The organism is Sphingomonas sp. S-NIH.Pt3_0716 (assembly GCF_003950715.1).
Taxonomy (GTDB): Bacteria; Pseudomonadota; Alphaproteobacteria; order Sphingomonadales; family Sphingomonadaceae; genus Sphingobium; species Sphingobium yanoikuyae_A.
In genome coordinates this window covers 1-15,637 of the sequence record NZ_QLJK01000028.1, presented here as the reverse complement: position 1 = coordinate 15,637, position 15,637 = coordinate 1, and the positions used below count along the sequence as shown (strand labels likewise).

The window sequence follows — 15,637 nt, the reverse complement described above, 5'->3', positions numbered from 1 at the left end:
TGGACCCAATGAGGAGCACGCCCATGAACAACGTCAACATCGCCGGCCGGGTCGTCAAGGATCCCGAGAGCCGGGGCACCGTCACCACTCTCATCGTCGCGACCGATCGCGTGAAGCTCAAGGACGGCAAGACCTACACCGACGAGGCCACCGGCTACACCGCCAAGGAGACCGAGTTCCACAAGGTCACCTGCTTCAACGGGCTCGCCCGCTCGGGCGCCTCGCGCAAGAAGGGTGACGTCGTCGCGATCACCGGCAGCCTCCACTATTCGAGCTGGGAAGACCGCGATGGGGTGACTCGCTACGGCTGCGAAATCCGGGCCGACAAGATCGACTTCTTCTGACCGCTCGGGGCGGCGCTTCGGCGCCGCCTCAACCTCTCGTCTGGTTCGAGTGGGTCGGCGAGTGGGGTCACGGCCGTCGCATAGACCCAGGCGCGCGCGAGCTGGTTCGACAGCGGATCGCGGAACACCACGAGCCGCCAGCGCCCCTCGCTCTTCTCAATCGCGAGGACCATGCCCTTTTGCGCCTTCAGCACGATCTCGCCCGCGCGCTCGGGCTTGCGCCGCAACGTCGCCTCGCGCGCAAGTTCGGCCCGGGGAAGGCCCGACACATACGCGTCGTCCGCGCGCGCCTCGGTCTCGAAGAAAGCGTGCGTCTCGCGCTGGAGCGTGTCGAACTTCTGGCTCAGCTCGCTATGCGCTGCCTTCTCTTCCGGCGACTGATGCGGCTGCGCGGGGACGACGGCGAGATAAAAGCCGATGACGGCGATGATCAGGCTGAACCACTGAATGAGCCCCATCTTCTGCAGCTCGGCAACCGTGTTCGGTCCCAGCTGCGTGATGTAGCCGACGATAACCTCCAGCAATTCGCCGGCGAGCGCGCTGCTCTGCGCCTCGGTCGGCGCTGCAGCGATCGCTTCGGCGATCCGCTGCGTCTCCATGACCATGTCGGCCGCGAGCGCCGTCGCCGACTGGACGATCCCTTCGCTCGCGCGAAGGGTCATCATGTCGACCATGCGCATGCGTTCGGCTATCGCACCGTAGGCCGAGAACTGCGCGAGGCTTCCCGCGATCATCTGCCTGAATTCTGACTCCGCCTTCGCCGCGGCGATCGCCGTTGCGACCGCACCGCGACTGGCGTCGAACGCGCGCACGGTGTCGAGCACGGAAGACGACAGCTTGCGCTGCTGCTCGATCAGGTCCGTGCTCTGCTGGCTGATGCTGCGAGCGGTCTCCGCCACCGACAACGCCCATCCATTGCTGGCGAGCTGGCGGAACGCCTCCCGGTCCGCTCGATCGCGCTTCAGGGCATCGAGCACCGGCCGGATGGTGCGCTCGACGTCGACATCGCGTAGCAGCTTGTGGTGCGCGCGAGCCTGCTCGACCGCCTCCGCGACGACCCCGCCGCCGACCATCTTGCGATAGAATTCGGCGCGCTCGCGCTCCTCGCGGAGGAATCGGTCGGCGGCCGTTTCAGGCAGGCCAGATGGAGAGTTCGTCATGCCGCATCTTTGCCCGATCGGCGGGAGGGGTGCGACCAACATTTGGTGCACCACAGTGAACCGCGAAGAGATTGTTCGGCGCATCCCGGCCCTTCGACAAGCTCAGGACGGGACCGGCGCTCTACTCGCTTGTCGCTCCCGGAGCCCGTGCCGGTCTCCGCCCTGCGGGTGACAATCACCTTGCGGGGCGCTGGGGCGAGGGGAAAACAATAATCTCTCTCTTATGACGTCCAATTGTGGTGTGCGGGGATTGTCGGCCGTCAAGGATGAGCGGTCCCCCCAATTTTGACGCGGCCTCCATTCCGCTGCGCTCCACTCCACCCACGACAAAATCGGTTCCCCCGCTCCCGAGCGTTAACCGGGGTCCGGCTGCGCCGGCTTCCCGGTGAACGTCCTTGAGCTGCCTCGACCACCGCACCCCGGATGAGTGGCCTCATCGAGTGGATGAGATTCAATCCATGGAGGCTACCATGCAGACTTTCACGAACTTCGCCGATCTCGCCAGCCACATCGCCGCGTCGCGCGAGAACGAAGACCTGACGCAGACCTACGAAGGCGCGTTCATCGAGCACAGCGAGATGGCCAAGCTGAGCATCGTCGAAGCGCCCGAAGCGATGGACATGCCAGATCCCGAGCAGGTTCGCGCCGCCGTCGAGATGATGATGCAGACGATGTTCGACGTGCTGCGGGACAGCCGGATGGAAGCCTTCGCAACCGATCTCGCCTGGGGGTTCGCCAACAGCTTCCACGTCGTCGCCAAGCGCATCGAAGGCCGCGAGGACGACGCAGCCAAGAAGCTCGGCGATCTCGCGCGCAGCTACGACCCTTCGGAGATCTACGCGACCGAACTGGAGGATACGCAGCTGCTTTGCCAGACACTGCAGGGATGCCGGGAAGCGATGGAATGCATGCGCGACCACGCCGCCGAGGTCTATCGGGTGGAGACGGGCAAGCCGTTCTCGCCGGTCCGGGGAAGCCGTGTATCGAGCGCGCTCAACGCCTCGATGATCGACGCGCGCGACTATCTCGCGTCACGCGCACGTGAGCGTCGCGAGCAGTTCGCGCCGGAGGGTCCAGTGGTGGCTTTCTCGGGCGGCCAGGTCTGGGAAGACGGCGACATGCTCTGGGACGGCCTCGACCGCATCAAGGCCCGGATCCCGGAGATGATCCTCGCGACGACGGCGCAGGCCAAGGGGTGCGATGCCGTCGCCCACGCATGGGCCGCATCGCGCGGGGTCAAGGTCATCCAGTTCCGCCTCGACAGGTCGCAGGGCAACCGCGCGGCCTTCGTCCGGAACGACCGCATCCTGGCACTGAAGCCCGTTCACGCCGTCATCTGCGAAGGCTCGGGCATCCAGGAGAACCTTGCCCAGAAACTGCGCAAGGCGGGCATCCCGCTGCACATCGTCCGGCTCGAGCACCAGCGCACCCGTCGCAGCGCCTGAGTGCGCCTCGGAGGGGCTCCGGCTTCGGCCGGGGCCTCTCCACTTTTCTTCTGCAGCAGGGCGGCGCTCAGGGGCATCGAGCCCCTTCGCGCCACGCGGGCTGAGCGCGTGCGCGCTCGGCAGGAAGTGCCCGCAAGCGGTCAGAGAAGAGGGGGAGGGAACGGGGCGGATCATCGAGGGAGGACGAGATGTCCATCACATTCCGCATCGCGACCGCCGCCGACGACCTGCCCGGACCGGTCGCCATCATCAATGCCCGCCAACTCGCCGCTTTTCGCGCCTATCTGCGCGAAGAAGGCGCGCGACTCGGCATCGCATTGCTTGACCCGGACGCCGATGAGGAGCGCATGCTCGCGCTCAACTTCGAGGCGCGCATCTGCCCGTTGGCAGTAGCCGCCGTTGCACGCGTGTTCGACAATGACGAGGCGGTGATCACCGTTCTCGACGAGGCCCAGTTCCGCAACCGCCGGCTGCTGATCTCGTGGTATGATGTCGACCGCAGCATCCGCATGCGCCCATCCGTGACCTCGGATCTCGGCACCGAGCTGCAGCTACCCGATGGCGACGCCTTTGCGTTGCTCGAGGAGCTTGGACTCCGCCCCGATGGCGTCGGCGAAATTCCGATCGACACGATCCGCAAGCGGCTCGGCAATCCGGCGATCCGCCGCCGCGCAATCCAGGCCGGCATCACTCACGATCTCGATCGGCTCGACCAGCTTCTGGCCGGTGCCGGGCCTCAGGAATCCGGTCGGCTGGAATGGGCATAGCCTCCGTCCATACCATCCGTCCGGGAAGGGTGCGTCCTCGCGGCGCACCCTTTTTTTGTCTGCCTGGCCATCAGCCCGCGGGCGCGGAGTTATCACCGTTTTTCGCTAGAAGCGCATCGACCGCTCGCTGCGCATGAGCAGCAGAATCGCTGTCGCCGGCGGTCGCAAGATACTCAATTGCTTGCCGCATCAGCACAAGCGCAAGTGCGCGCGCGATCACCGGTTCCGTCGGACTGTTTTCCATGTCCAGATCCCTGGCGCAGGACGACCCTCGCGAGAGTGGCGGTGCGCCCGGACCATCAACTCCCGCGCGCTAGGCGCGGGAGCCGGGGCTGGTAACACGTCGAGACATGCGCCTACGCTTTTAGTGCCAAGACACCTGGACATATGCGCAGGCACCCCGGCGTGAAGCTCACACCGAGTTGCCGATCTCGACGGGATTACCAGTCCCGGCACTGCCGCTTCGCAGCGCGGGTCGGGCCTAACATGAGGCCCTCTCATCGACCAGCCTTTGTGTTCGGCGGATGCTATTTGGCACACCAAGAACGGCGTCGCATTGGTGAACGCGGCCTATTCGGAACGCTCGCGGTGAAGCCTTTCCCGCAGTTCGAACGCGCGGAGCATTTCGTCGAACCCCATCATGATCGCGCGCCGTTGGGAGCCTGGCCCACCGCTCGGATGGTCGCCCTCCCAGATCACCGGCACGGCGTCGTGCGGTACCTCGAACTTGCGATACAAGGCGGCCGCATAGTGGGCCATCTCTTCGAGCTGCGGCGCATACAGACCGAGCACGAGCGCCATTAGGCCGTCGAGCGCATCCATATATCCAACCGCCAGTTCGGACAGGTCGAGCGGATCGCTTGGCAGGGCCGCCAGTTCCGCACGCACCTTCTTATTGACGAGGTCACTTGCAGCGAGCGTCGCCGGGAAAAGCTGTAGCCTGACCCTCGCTGTCATTTGGCCATCACCGCCGCGATCGGCCGTGATCGGCACGAACGAAATCGGCAGCTCATGATGCTGCGCGAAGTTGCGCAGTTGATAGAGGCAACGATAGGCAAAGCTCGTGTCGAACCAGTGTGAAGTCGCCGCTTTGAAGGCTGCCTCCTGTGTGCTGTCCTTGCCGAAGTCCTTGCTCAGCCGGGTCTTGCTTCGATCCCGGAACGCGCTCGCCGCGCCGAGAAAATTGCCGACCCGCCGCTGTGCATTGGCGTTGGCATCGACCCCAGCCGGGATCGCGATCATCAAGACCGACAGCTGCGCCGACAGGGCTTCCCCGATTTCGGCTTCCGCTGTCTGAACGGCCGCGAAGTCGGCCCTCAGTGCGAGGTAGTCTACCATATACGGCCGGAGCAGTTCGACCACTCGGGTATAGCGACGAAACTCAGTCCAGATAGCACCGTCGATAGCGCGATGATCTATCTTGATGTCCATCTTCCCGTCAGGCTTCGGGACATACCATCCAAACCGCCGCCGCCCGGGTAAATGATCATCGTCGCTCATGCGCCAGTTTCTCCCGTTGCGCTCCACATCAGAGGATAAAATCTCTCACAGACTTCCAGGATGTCGTTGAGGGAGCCGCCGCGTCAAGGACGGCGGGGCCCCACCATTTTCTTCGGCGGATCGGGCGTGGTGCTCACCCTTCAGCGGCAGTGGCCGCCAAAGAAAATCGTGACCCCCACCGCCGCTCCGCGGCGCCGGCTGTGCCGGCGTCCCTGACCCGGCGGCTCCCTCAACGACGGCCATTCCCCTGTCATTCAAGACGACAGGAGGCTCCCATGCAGATCATCTCGACCGCCGCGCAGGCCGACACCGCCAACTATCTCGCCGCGCTTGCCTTCGCCGAGCGCCGCGCGCTCCACAGCTTCTTCGATCAGCACGTCATCGAGGAAGGCGAGGGGCACTACATCGCCATCGACGAGGGCGACTATGACGCGCTGCCGATGACGCTCATCGACCGGGTGGTCCATACGGTGCCCGGTCGGATGTCCGACGAGTTCTAAGGATCAGGGAGGGGCTACGGCCTCTCCCTTTTTTTGTTGGAAGAGGTGCGATCACGGGGGGCATCGAGCCCCCCGTGACCGCGCCGCGGCGATGCCGCGGCAAGTTCGGTATCAGGCCGCGAGCCGCTTCTCGACTTCCTCGATGCCGAGGGTCTTGATGCGTTCGGCCAGCTTCGTCAGGCGCTTGTGATCGAGTTTCAGCAGACCATGTTTCTCGACCGTCGCGATCGCCTGCTCACGTTCCTTTTCTTCGAGCTGCTTCCGCCGGGTCTCCAGCTTCCGCGCGTCCTCTTCGAGCGCCTGGCGCTCCTGTTCCAACGTCTTTGCCATAGGTGCCTCTTGTGAAGGCTAATCGGGCTATGAACCGGGCAAGTATAAGCACTGATCCGGTTCATCGAAAAGGGAAGAATAAGGGGTCTGGGCGGATCGGGCTTGCGCCCGATCACGGCTCTATTCGCTAGGGCCGCCGCCGCCCCGTTGGGACGCCGGCAACCCAAGCTCACGGAGCCAAGGCAAGCCTTGTCTCCGCCCATTCGGGTAACGATCCTCGCCTGGCCAATGGGGCTTTCGGCCGCCATTGCACCCGCGCCCTTCGAAGGAAGACGGGGCTTTTCGCCGGCTGGATCGCAGCGCGATCTTCCCGTTCGATCGCGTCTCACGCCCAATTGCCGCGTTCCGCCTGATGGCGGAGCGGTGCCCAGCCGGACCCGGCTGCGGGTCATCTCCGATCACGTCTGATTTACGTCGGGGGACTGGGATCGGTCTCTTAGGATATGCACACCCTACGCACCAAGTGGTGCAGGGTTTTCGTTGTTTCACAACGGATTAGCGCGGATGGAAGCGCGACTACAGCGTAGTACGTCGCGGCGCCGCTCGAAGAATGGCGGAAATCCGTCATTTGTGTGTAGTCGCCAAGACTACGGTCCCACGCGACATGACGATCAACTTGCCGATGACCGGCTGCTAGGCTATAACTCTTGGCATTCTTCAGTCCCCACCAGCCTCCCTGCTAGGAGGTTGGTCTTGGCTACCAGTTACAGGCACTACAATGTCCGCCTGGAGCGCTCCCAATGGGACCGCCTCAGCGCGATCGCGGCCGAGCGCAATCTGAGCGTCGCCGACATCCTCCGATCGGCCCTCGACGTCTTCCTGTCCTCGTCCGATCTCTTCACCGCCAGCCAGCGTCGAATCGCCCGGATCAGCGAGTTCCAGCAGCTCGCATTGGACGTCATCATCCGCGAGCAATATCCCGATCTGCGGGACCGGCTCGTCGCTGAAACCGACAAGCGCCTGGTGCAATATCATGGCGCGTAAGGACATCCGCTCCGACGGCCGAAACATCCCGCTGACCCACCACAGCGCGCGCGGCCGCGTGCAACGTAACTCGGGCAATTTCACCCGCGGATCCCAGCTCCTTACCCACGAGATGCTGATGTGGTTCTCGGGCGTGCGGCTGCCCGTCATCGCCTGGTTCTTCGCCTTCCTCGCGTCCTGGTTCGTGATCCTCTCGATCCGCCTCGACGAACATGGATTCCAGCTCGTCTGCATGAAGATCTACGCAACGCTCTGGAACTGGGTCGACCTCGATCCGGACAAGCGCGTCAACGTCACGCTGCCCAGTGGCACAGTGCTGAAAACCGTCATGCATTCGGTGCCCTATGTGCCTGCCGTCCAGAAGGCCTGGGAGACGACAATCCGTGCCCTGATCGGCTCGATCCTGCTCTCGGTCTTCGTCATCGCGCCGCTCGCGATCTGGTTCGTCGACATCTCCCGCCGGCGCGGAAAGACGATCCTTCAGGAACGCCACGAACGCGGCGCGATGCTCGTCGACGTCGCGGTCCTCAAGTCCGAAATCGGCCAGCACAATGTCGCCAAATTCGAGGAAGACGCCGCGCAATTCTTCCCCGGCAGGACGGCCGCCGCCGTGCTCAAATTGCCGTTCGCCGAGCGCAAGGCTGGCGGGATCCATCATCCCTACACCCTCGCCGGCGTGCCCTATCCGCACCGCATGGAGCAGTCGCACACCATGCTCATCGGCACGACCGGATCGGGCAAGACGACCGAGCTCAGAAGCCTCGTCGCGCAGATGCGCGAGCGCCAAGACAATGCCGTCATCTTCGACCTGACGGGCGCCTATGTCGAAGCTTTTTACGATCCCGAACGGGACACCATCCTTAACCCGATGGACCAGCGCTGTCCGGCCTGGTCGATCTTCAACGACTGCCGCACCCACAGCGAATTTACCGCCGCCGCGGCCGCGCTGATTCCGTCGGACGGCGGCTCCTCCGAACCCTTCTGGGCGCTCGCCGCGCGCACCCTCTTCATCGAGATGTGCATCCGGCTGCAGGAGCGCGGGCAGACCACCAATCTGGCGCTCTCCGAGAACCTGATGACCGCGGACCTGAAGCGGGTCCACCGCTTCCTCGCCAACACCATCGCCGACCCGCTGACTGCGCCGGAAGCCGCACGCATGGCGGAATCGATCCGCGCCGTCTTCAACACCAATGCGCAGGTGCTGCGCTTCCTGCCCGATGAGGGCGAGCCCTTCTCGATCCGCGACTGGATCACCGGCGACAAGCAGCCGGGCGCGATCCTCTTCATCACCTCCAACTATGTCGATCTGCCGATGAACCGGGCGCTGCTGACGCTCTGGATGGACTTGTGCATCAACCGCCTCATGACCATGCCGCGCACCCGGTCCCTGCGCATGTGGTTCATGTTCGACGAGCTCGGCGCGCTCCACAAACTGCCGGCGATCGAGAACGGCCTCCAGACCGCGCGAGCATTCGGCGGCGCGATGATCCTTGGCATCCATAGCTTCGAGAAACTGGTCGAGGTCTACGGCGATCAGGGCGCCCGCAATCTCGCCTCGCTCGCCCGCTCGAAACTCATCCTCGCGACCGCCGACCTCGACACGGCCGAGCAGTGCGCGCGCTATATCGGCAACCGCGAAGTCCGGCAGATGGATGAGGCCTATAGCTACGGCTATAACAACAATCGCGACGCCTCGACCCTGACGCCCAGGAAGCAGGTCGAACCGCTCGTCATCGCCGACGACATCACCAACCTGCCCTCGATGCACGGCTTCGTGAAGTTCCCGGACGGCTTCCCGGCGGCGCGTATTCTCCTCGAATGGAAGGACTATGCCACGGTCGCTCCCGGCTTCGTTGCGCGGCCCACGATGCAGCCCGTCCGGTCGCGCCGCGGCGAGGACGTGTTCGCCGAAGACGGCGGCGAGGCAGGCGGCCGCGACGGTGCCGCCCAGATCGTCGATGAAGTGGTCGACACTGTCAATATCGCGAAGGACATGGCGGCGCGGATCCTGCAGATGCCCGCCGATGTGCCGAGCGCGGACGCGGGACGCGCTGCGCAGCGGGCCGACGATAAGAACGAGCAGTCGACCCCCGCCACTCATGCCGCCGACAAGGCGCAGGCGGCCCGCGACAAAGCGGACGGGCGGGACCCTTCGGCCCGTACGCCAGAGGAGCGCCGCACCGGTCGCGAGGCTCCGGTGCAGAGCAGCCAGGTCGAGAATCAAACACTCATCGAACTGCGCCACGGCATCGCGGTCGACCGCGATGAAAACGAACTCGATATGGGCATCTGACCATGCATTCGATCGCCTCGGTCCGCTCCGCTTCGGGTGCCGCGAACTATTTCGCGAAGGACGACTTCAAGGACAATTACTACACCGCCGACGGCGCGTCAGAGGTCAATAGCTGGGGTGGGGCGGGGGCCGAGGCGCTCAGCCTCGAGGGCGAGGTTTCGCGGGAATCGTTCGAGGCGATCCTCGGCGGCATGCTCCCGAGCGGGGAGGGCGTCGGCAGCCACGAGAACCGCCGGAACGGCGTCGATCTCACCTTCTCGGCGCCCAAGTCGGTATCCGTCATGGCCTATATCCCCGGCGACAAGCGCGTGCTCGCCGCGAACATGGCGGCGGTCCAGAAGACCATGGCCTGGGTCGAGAAGAATCTCGCCGAAGGCCGCAAGGATGTCGACGGCCGCAAGGTGCCCGTCCAGACCGGCAATCTGGTCTATGCGCTCTTCCAGCACGACACGAGCCGGGCGCTCGATCCGCAGGTCCATGTCCATGCCGTCGTCGCCAACCTGACACAGATGCCGGACGGCAAATGGCAGGCGCTCCATGCCGACAAGATCTGGAGCCACAACGCCACGATCGGAGCGATCTACCATGCCTTTCTGCGCGCCGGGCTGGAGAAGCTCGGCTACCAGGTGGAGCTCAAGGGCAAGCACGGCACGTTCGAGATTTCGGGCGTGCCCAAGGCGGTCATCGATGCCTTCAGCCAGCGACGTGAGGCGATCCTTGAAAAGGCCGCCGCGCTCGGCATCGTGTCGGCCAAGGGGCGCGACGGCGTGACCACCACCACACGCGATCCCAAGCTCAATGTCGAAGACCGCGACGGTCTCGTCCAGGGCTGGATCGACAAGGCGGCGGCGCATGGCTTCGACGGCAAGGGCCTGCTCGCCTCGGCCGAAGCGCGCGCCGGCCAGCGAGTCGCAGACAGCCCCCTCGAGCGCGGCTTTCGCGCGGTGAGCGATGCGATCGCGAGCACCCGGGTCTCGCTCGGCGGTCTCCTGCGGCCGCGCGATCCGCTCATCGACAGCGGGCTCGCGCGCGTCACCCAGTCACCGGCCGAAGCACGCTCCCAGCTCGCCGTGGCATCAGCCATCCGCATCCTCTCCGAGCGCGAGGCGGCGTTCAATGTCCACCTTCTCGCCAAGACCGCGCTGGACCTTGGTCTGAAGGGCGTCACCGTCGATACGGTGGAGCATCGGATCGGCCAGCTCCTCGAGACCCGCCGGCTACTCCCCGGCGTCGCTCGCCCAGGCGACAAGGGCGTCCAGATGGTGACCACGCAGGAGGCGCTGCGCACCGAAGAGAACATCCTCAAAAGCGTCGAGGCCGGCACGGGGAAGGCAGACCCGATCATCGCGGCAAGCAGCGCACCCGAGCGCCTGCAGGCTGTCGCGGACCGCCCGCTCAACGCCGGCCAGCTCGCCGCCGCCACGCTCATCCTGTCGTCGGCCGACCGCACCGTGACCATCCAGGGCGTCGCCGGCGCCGGAAAGTCGACGATGCTCCAAACTGTCGCACGGATCGCCGAAACCGAAGGTCGGACGGTCCTGGGTCTCGCCTTCCAGAACAAGATGGTGGCGGACCTTGCGGAGGGCGCCGGTATCAAGAGCCAGACCATCGCCTCATTCGTGCTCGCCAACGAGCGGTTCGTGACCGAACGCGATACGCCCCGCTACGAGGAGGCGCGCGGGCGCCTCGGCGGCGCGATGCTGGTGGTCGACGAAACCTCGATGGTCTCGAGCGACGACATGCTGAAGCTGCACCGGATCACCGAGGCACTCGGCGTCGACAAGCTCGTGCTGGTCGGCGATCGCCAGCAGCTCTCCTCGATCGATGCCGGCAAATCCTTCGCGATGATCCAGGCCGGCGGCGGCACCATGGCCCGCATGGACGAGAATATCCGCCAGCGCACCGACACGCTGCGGACGGTCGCAGCGCTCGCCAATGTCGGCAAGGCGGGCGAGGCGATGAAGGTGCTCGGCGATCATGTCCATGAGAGCGCCAGCGCACCCGAGACCGCCGCCGATATGTGGCTTGGCCTGTCGGCCGCCGACCGCGAGGCGACCGCGCTGTTCGCGTCGGGCCGCGCATCGCGCGCGATCATCAACCAGCGCATCCAGGACGGCCTTGCGGCCGAGGGGACAGTGCGGGGGCAGGGCATTCACCTGACCGTCTACGAGCGCGTCAACCTGACCCGCGAGGAGCTGCGCTATGCCTCGACCTACGAGGTTGGCCAGACCCTCGATGTCGGGCGCGGCGGCGCGCAGGACATCGGCTTGAAGCAGGGTCGCTACGACGTCACCCGCCTGTTGCCGAACGGCAAGGTCGAACTGAATGACGGTCGCCGCAAGATCCGGTTCGACCCCCAGAAACTCTCGCCGACCGAAAAGCGCGATCGGCTCGAACTCACCCAGAAAAAGGATATCCACGTCCGCGAGGGTGACCGCATCCGCTGGACCGCCAACGACAAGCCACGCGACCTCCACAACGCGGCGCTCGCGCGTGTCCTGTCGGTCGATGCGGCTGGCGTCACGGTCGAGACGGCGGGCAAGCAGACGCTGACGCTCGACCTGGGCGATCCGATGCTGTCGCGGCTCGACCTCGCCTACGCGCTCAACATGCATATGGCGCAGGGCATCACGACCGACAAAGCCATCACGGTCATGGACAGCCACGAGCGCAATCTGTCCAACCAGCGCCTGTTCAATGTTGGCGTCACCCGTGTGCGTGACGAACTCACCATGGTGGTCGACGACAAGGAAAAGCTGGAGCGCCAGCTCGACCTCAACCCCGGCAACAAGGCCTCCGCGTTGGAAACGCTCGGCCGTCTCGACATTGACGGCAGGAAGGGGCCGGCCGCGCCGGTCAGGTTCGATCCCGGGCCGATCGACGGCATCAATCTGGCGGGTCAATCCGACCTCATCGGCGATCTGCCGCCGATCCCGGACGGTCCGCTCGACCCCGCCGCCGCGCCGCCGCCCGCGGCGAAGGGCAGCGACCTCAAGGCCCCCCCCGACCTCAAACCAACTGCCGGCCAGGATCGGGGCGATCTGCTCCCGCCGCTGCCCGAGCGCAGCCTGGGGCTCGATTTGTGAAGCGAACCGCCGGCGCGGTGCCGGCACAACCAAGGAGACGACCAATGGCATGGGAATTCGACGAAGGCGGTAAGTTCGAGAGCGAGAAAGCGGCCGAAGACTATGCGCGCCGCAACGGTCTCAGCGACGCTGATTTTTGGCCCCCGGCGCAAGGGCGACACCTTTGAGCTGGAGATCCGCCGCTTGGCGACAGACGGCCGCCGGCTGCGCGACAGCAACGAGGGGCGCAAGGACGGGTGGTTCTGAGTCCGGCGCTTCTGAGGAGAGGTAAACATGAGTCTCGATGATCGCGATTACATGCGTGAGCGGCGCCGCAAGGAAGCGGGTGCTCGGCTCGGCAGCGCATCCTGGATCGACAGCAAGGCTCGGTGCGAGCACGACGGCCTCTGGTTCGAAGCGAAGAACCGGGGTCACAACTATCGTACTAGTCGTTTTTCCAAATCTCCGCGCTTCGCGCCCCACCCGGCGCAGAAGTGGATATTTCTGCTGTCGGCTCTGACGATCCTTATCCCTCTCTATGGCCAGGTTCAGCGAAGAGGGTGGCTGCCCGATTTTGAGGCGAGAGAGCCCTTTCCGGAGACAGGATCGGTGACTGTGGCGCGGTCGATCGGGCACCGCGATGTGACAAGCTCGCTGACCATCGTTGCTAGCGGCGCGAATGCGGTTTTCCAGCTGTACGATCCGAAGACCGACGGCCATATTCTCTCTGTCTGCGTTGCCCGGCAAAACCGAATTACCGTCCCCGCGCCAGCCGGGGCCTTCAGAATGCGGCTCATCGAAGGCACGAATTGGCACGGCCCTAAGCGATATTTCGGCTCCAATACCTCCTATGAGACCGTCGCCCGGTTGATGACGTTCGAGCCTCGCTGCGGTCATATCATCGATCTGAATCGACGCCCCGATGGCAATTTGAAAACGCGAATGATGATAGCAGCACCGTCGCGGATCTAGGTTTTGATAACGGGTGATATCGACCTCCTTTTCGACTATGAGGCCAGCATCGAACTGGATCATATCGGCCATGGGTTGAGGGAGCTGCCGCCGTCGGCTGATCTGAAGACGCGCATGACCGAACTTGAGACTGAAGCCGCCAACATCATTGCCGAACTCGGCAAGCAGATGATTGGCCTCGAGGAGGCGCTGGTCGACATCACCAAGGAGTTCAAGCAGCCGCAGTTGAAGGAGCTGCGCACCGGCGAGAACGTCAGCGAGAAGACCCGCGAGATACTTTTTCGACTGCTAAAGGAAACTACGGCTAGGTTCTTTGTCGACAATCAGCCGCGTCCTAGCCGCAAGGGCATTAAGCTGACAGAAGCCCTTGGGATGTTCGGGTTCCGTTATTCGCTGTGTATGATGGTGTATTACATTCTGTGGGTGCAAAACGGTCGTCAGACGGGTCGTGCTGAGCATCTGCGCATCAATGATGTTATCGACATGCAGCTTGCCGCCCTCAGCACCTATTTCAGCGGCGTCCTGAGCGGGGATGGACTGGTTTGGGATACGTCGAGCGCAGCGCGTGCCATCCTTCGGTGCTACGGCGCCTACGTTCCGGACGACTGGGTGCTTCCACCGGCGCTGGGTGGCGCTCAGCCTGATTAGCCTAGGCTCGTTCCGTCAGTCCTCCGGGGGCCAGCTTCGATATGATGAAGCGCGGTCTGTCACCGATCATCCCTTCCCCAAGAACCACCAATGACACTTTACCCAGAGCGCTTGGTAAAGTGTCACTCGTGATTAAAGGGGTGACGAAGTGCAGAGAAGGGATTCACACGTCGTCGTATCTGTGCTTGAAATGTTCCATGTTCCAGCCGGACCTCTTCACCGCTGATAAGCCCGCAGAGCAGAGTGATCTGTCTGCGGATGTCGAGGCACTGCGGTCGGGTGCGGCAACCAACGCCGTTCCTGCTGCGGAGCTCGATCTGCCCGCCGTGCTGGAGACCCTTGCCGACATCTCGGCTCGTCCACGCTACACTTTCATGGTGCTCAACCTGATCGCCCGAGCTGCCGGCCATAGCGACAGCGCCGGCCCGTATGTCCGGGAAGACGGCCGCGCGATCGGCATCCGCGATTGGCTGAGCGATGCTCTGATACCGATGGCTCAGCGTGATGCTCGGCGGGTAGCTCTTGTGCGCCAGGTACGTTCGGACCTCGACCGCTCGGGCCTCCTTCCGGCCGATCAGGCGTCGGCCGAGGAAATGATCGCGGAAGAGGTGCGGAGCCGCTTGCGTCACTCGGGACGCACCAACGTGAGCCGGGCGGTCTCCGACCTTGTTCGCGCAGGCCTGATCCGGCGCCATTATCAGGGCTACCGCGTCGATCATGAAAACCGCGGCGCCCAGCGCGAAGCGGTGTACACCATCGCTCCGCGCGTCAAACGGGCACTGGGCAGGGTCGCGTAGCTGATCAGTTCTTATTGAGCCCCATCTCGTGGCTCTGCAGCTTGTCCTTCCAGCGTGCTTCGAGACCGAGAAGGTCGGCCGTCGTTGCAGATGTGCCCACGGTTTCGAGAATGGAAACACGGTAGTCGCTCGGGTCGCGGCTCTTGAGGCCGACATTGCCTCCGTGTCCCGAGGCAAAATACTCCTGCCAGCGGCTGAGGAAGCCGCCGGTGCCCGCCGCCATTCCGACATATTGTTCGCGGGTACGGGGGCAGGTGAGAAGATAGATGCCGCGCGTAGCAGAGAGAACGGCAGCCCAGCCGGACGGAAGGGAACCGAGCTCGGATAGGTTGATGATGAGAGCCGCGAAACCAGGGAAGGGATCTTCTCCGAAAACGCGCCGCAGTTCGACGATGGGTTTCTCCTTGCGATCGCCGCGTTGAATCCACGCTCGATAACCAGGTCCCCAATCAATCCAGAGCCGACCGGCGTAGTCAGCTAGCTCGGCGCGGGGCGTCAGACGGTAGAAATGGCAGCTCCCGGCGGCTTCGGTGCCACCCGTCATCGGGTGAGGCCGGTCTTTAGCGAGTAGCCCTTCGAGCTCGGCGGAGTAGAGGCCCACGAACAGCGTTTCCTTGCCGGGCATGCCAATAAACGACGCCCAGATCGGACCGCGGAGATCGTGCGCGTCCCCGATCCCTTGTGTCTCCTGAGAGCGCTCGAATCGGCTCTGTTGCAAAAATCGTGAAGCTTGAGCATGCTTGGCGGAGATTGGACGGACGGAACGATGACGGATTTCAAGTGGCGCCATTTCCAGGGTGATGTGATCCTGTGGGCGGTGCGCTGGTATTGT

At 64.3% G+C, this 15,637-nt stretch carries 16 protein-coding genes; 11 read left to right on the top strand and 5 right to left on the bottom strand.

Annotated elements, in window-relative coordinates:
• Positions 1-23 precede the first annotated feature (23 nt).
• Positions 24-344 carry a single-stranded DNA-binding protein gene (locus tag BRX37_RS20035; RefSeq protein ID WP_125988995.1) on the top strand — a complete coding sequence of 107 codons (321 nt, stop codon included), beginning with the start codon at positions 24-26 and terminating at the stop codon, positions 342-344.
• Here BRX37_RS20035 and BRX37_RS20030 read toward each other — a convergent pair.
• Positions 302-1,504, bottom strand: coding sequence for a hypothetical protein (locus BRX37_RS20030; RefSeq protein WP_125988993.1), 1,203 nt, complete (start codon positions 1,502-1,504; stop codon positions 302-304). The genes BRX37_RS20035 and BRX37_RS20030 overlap by 43 nt on opposite strands.
• A 470-nt stretch (positions 1,505-1,974) precedes the next feature.
• On the opposite strand from BRX37_RS20030, the gene BRX37_RS20025 reads away from it, so the two are divergent.
• Together BRX37_RS20025 and BRX37_RS20020 are read left to right on the top strand one after the other, a co-directional pair.
• A complete protein-coding gene (locus BRX37_RS20025; RefSeq protein ID WP_125988991.1) occupies positions 1,975-2,949 on the top strand; it encodes a DUF2493 domain-containing protein in 975 nt (324 codons plus the stop codon).
• A gap of 188 nt (positions 2,950-3,137) precedes the next feature.
• The gene (locus BRX37_RS20020; RefSeq protein ID WP_125988989.1) at positions 3,138-3,716 is read left to right on the top strand and encodes a hypothetical protein; all 579 of its coding nucleotides are present in this window, start codon (positions 3,138-3,140) and stop codon (positions 3,714-3,716) included.
• A 70-nt stretch (positions 3,717-3,786) separates the two neighbouring features.
• On the opposite strand, the gene BRX37_RS26825 is transcribed toward BRX37_RS20020, so the two are convergent.
• Together BRX37_RS26825 and BRX37_RS20015 are read right to left on the bottom strand one after the other, a co-directional pair.
• Positions 3,787-3,960: a hypothetical protein gene (locus BRX37_RS26825; RefSeq protein ID WP_164522492.1), complete on the bottom strand. Its 174-nt coding sequence runs from the start codon at positions 3,958-3,960 to the stop codon at positions 3,787-3,789.
• A 326-nt stretch (positions 3,961-4,286) separates the two neighbouring features.
• On the bottom strand, positions 4,287-5,216 hold the full coding sequence (locus BRX37_RS20015) for a hypothetical protein (RefSeq protein ID WP_125988987.1): 930 nt from the start codon (positions 5,214-5,216) through the stop codon (positions 4,287-4,289).
• A 275-nt stretch (positions 5,217-5,491) separates the two neighbouring features.
• On the opposite strand from BRX37_RS20015, the gene BRX37_RS20010 reads away from it, so the two are divergent.
• Positions 5,492-5,716 carry a hypothetical protein gene (locus tag BRX37_RS20010; RefSeq protein ID WP_125988985.1) on the top strand — a complete coding sequence of 75 codons (225 nt, stop codon included), beginning with the start codon at positions 5,492-5,494 and terminating at the stop codon, positions 5,714-5,716.
• Between the two features lie 111 nt (positions 5,717-5,827).
• On the opposite strand, the gene BRX37_RS20005 is transcribed toward BRX37_RS20010, so the two are convergent.
• The gene (locus BRX37_RS20005; RefSeq protein WP_125988983.1) at positions 5,828-6,046 is read right to left on the bottom strand and encodes a hypothetical protein; all 219 of its coding nucleotides are present in this window, start codon (positions 6,044-6,046) and stop codon (positions 5,828-5,830) included.
• Between the two features lie 693 nt (positions 6,047-6,739).
• Here BRX37_RS20005 and BRX37_RS20000 point away from each other — a divergent pair.
• The 7 genes from BRX37_RS20000 to BRX37_RS19970 all read left to right on the top strand — a co-directional run bounded on the left by BRX37_RS20000 (position 6,740) and on the right by BRX37_RS19970 (position 14,805).
• The gene (locus tag BRX37_RS20000) at positions 6,740-7,030 is read left to right on the top strand and encodes a hypothetical protein (protein ID WP_125988974.1); all 291 of its coding nucleotides are present in this window, start codon (positions 6,740-6,742) and stop codon (positions 7,028-7,030) included.
• Positions 7,020-9,323, top strand: coding sequence for a type IV secretion system DNA-binding domain-containing protein (locus BRX37_RS19995; RefSeq protein ID WP_125988972.1), 2,304 nt, complete (start codon positions 7,020-7,022; stop codon positions 9,321-9,323). The genes BRX37_RS20000 and BRX37_RS19995 overlap by 11 nt, the downstream gene beginning before the upstream one ends.
• Positions 9,324-9,325: 2 nt before the next feature.
• Positions 9,326-12,409, top strand: a complete 3,084-nt coding sequence (gene mobF / locus BRX37_RS19990) for a MobF family relaxase (RefSeq protein WP_125988970.1) — start codon at positions 9,326-9,328, stop codon at positions 12,407-12,409.
• Between the two features lie 44 nt (positions 12,410-12,453).
• Positions 12,454-12,576 carry a hypothetical protein gene (locus BRX37_RS27400; protein ID WP_318276798.1) on the top strand — a complete coding sequence of 41 codons (123 nt, stop codon included), beginning with the start codon at positions 12,454-12,456 and terminating at the stop codon, positions 12,574-12,576.
• 106 nt (positions 12,577-12,682) lie between these two features.
• Positions 12,683-13,360 carry a hypothetical protein gene (locus tag BRX37_RS19980; RefSeq protein WP_125988968.1) on the top strand — a complete coding sequence of 226 codons (678 nt, stop codon included), beginning with the start codon at positions 12,683-12,685 and terminating at the stop codon, positions 13,358-13,360.
• 3 nt (positions 13,361-13,363) lie between these two features.
• Positions 13,364-14,008, top strand: a complete 645-nt coding sequence (locus BRX37_RS19975; RefSeq protein ID WP_206434193.1) for a hypothetical protein — start codon at positions 13,364-13,366, stop codon at positions 14,006-14,008.
• Between the two features lie 197 nt (positions 14,009-14,205).
• Entirely contained in the window at positions 14,206-14,805 is a 600-nt protein-coding gene (locus tag BRX37_RS19970; RefSeq protein ID WP_206434192.1) for a hypothetical protein, read from the top strand.
• A 4-nt stretch (positions 14,806-14,809) separates the two neighbouring features.
• Here BRX37_RS19970 and BRX37_RS19965 read toward each other — a convergent pair whose 3' ends face one another.
• Positions 14,810-15,430 (bottom strand): GIY-YIG nuclease family protein, encoded by a 621-nt coding sequence (locus BRX37_RS19965; protein ID WP_206434191.1) that lies wholly within the window; start codon positions 15,428-15,430, stop codon positions 14,810-14,812.
• Positions 15,431-15,637: the final 207 nt, after the last annotated feature.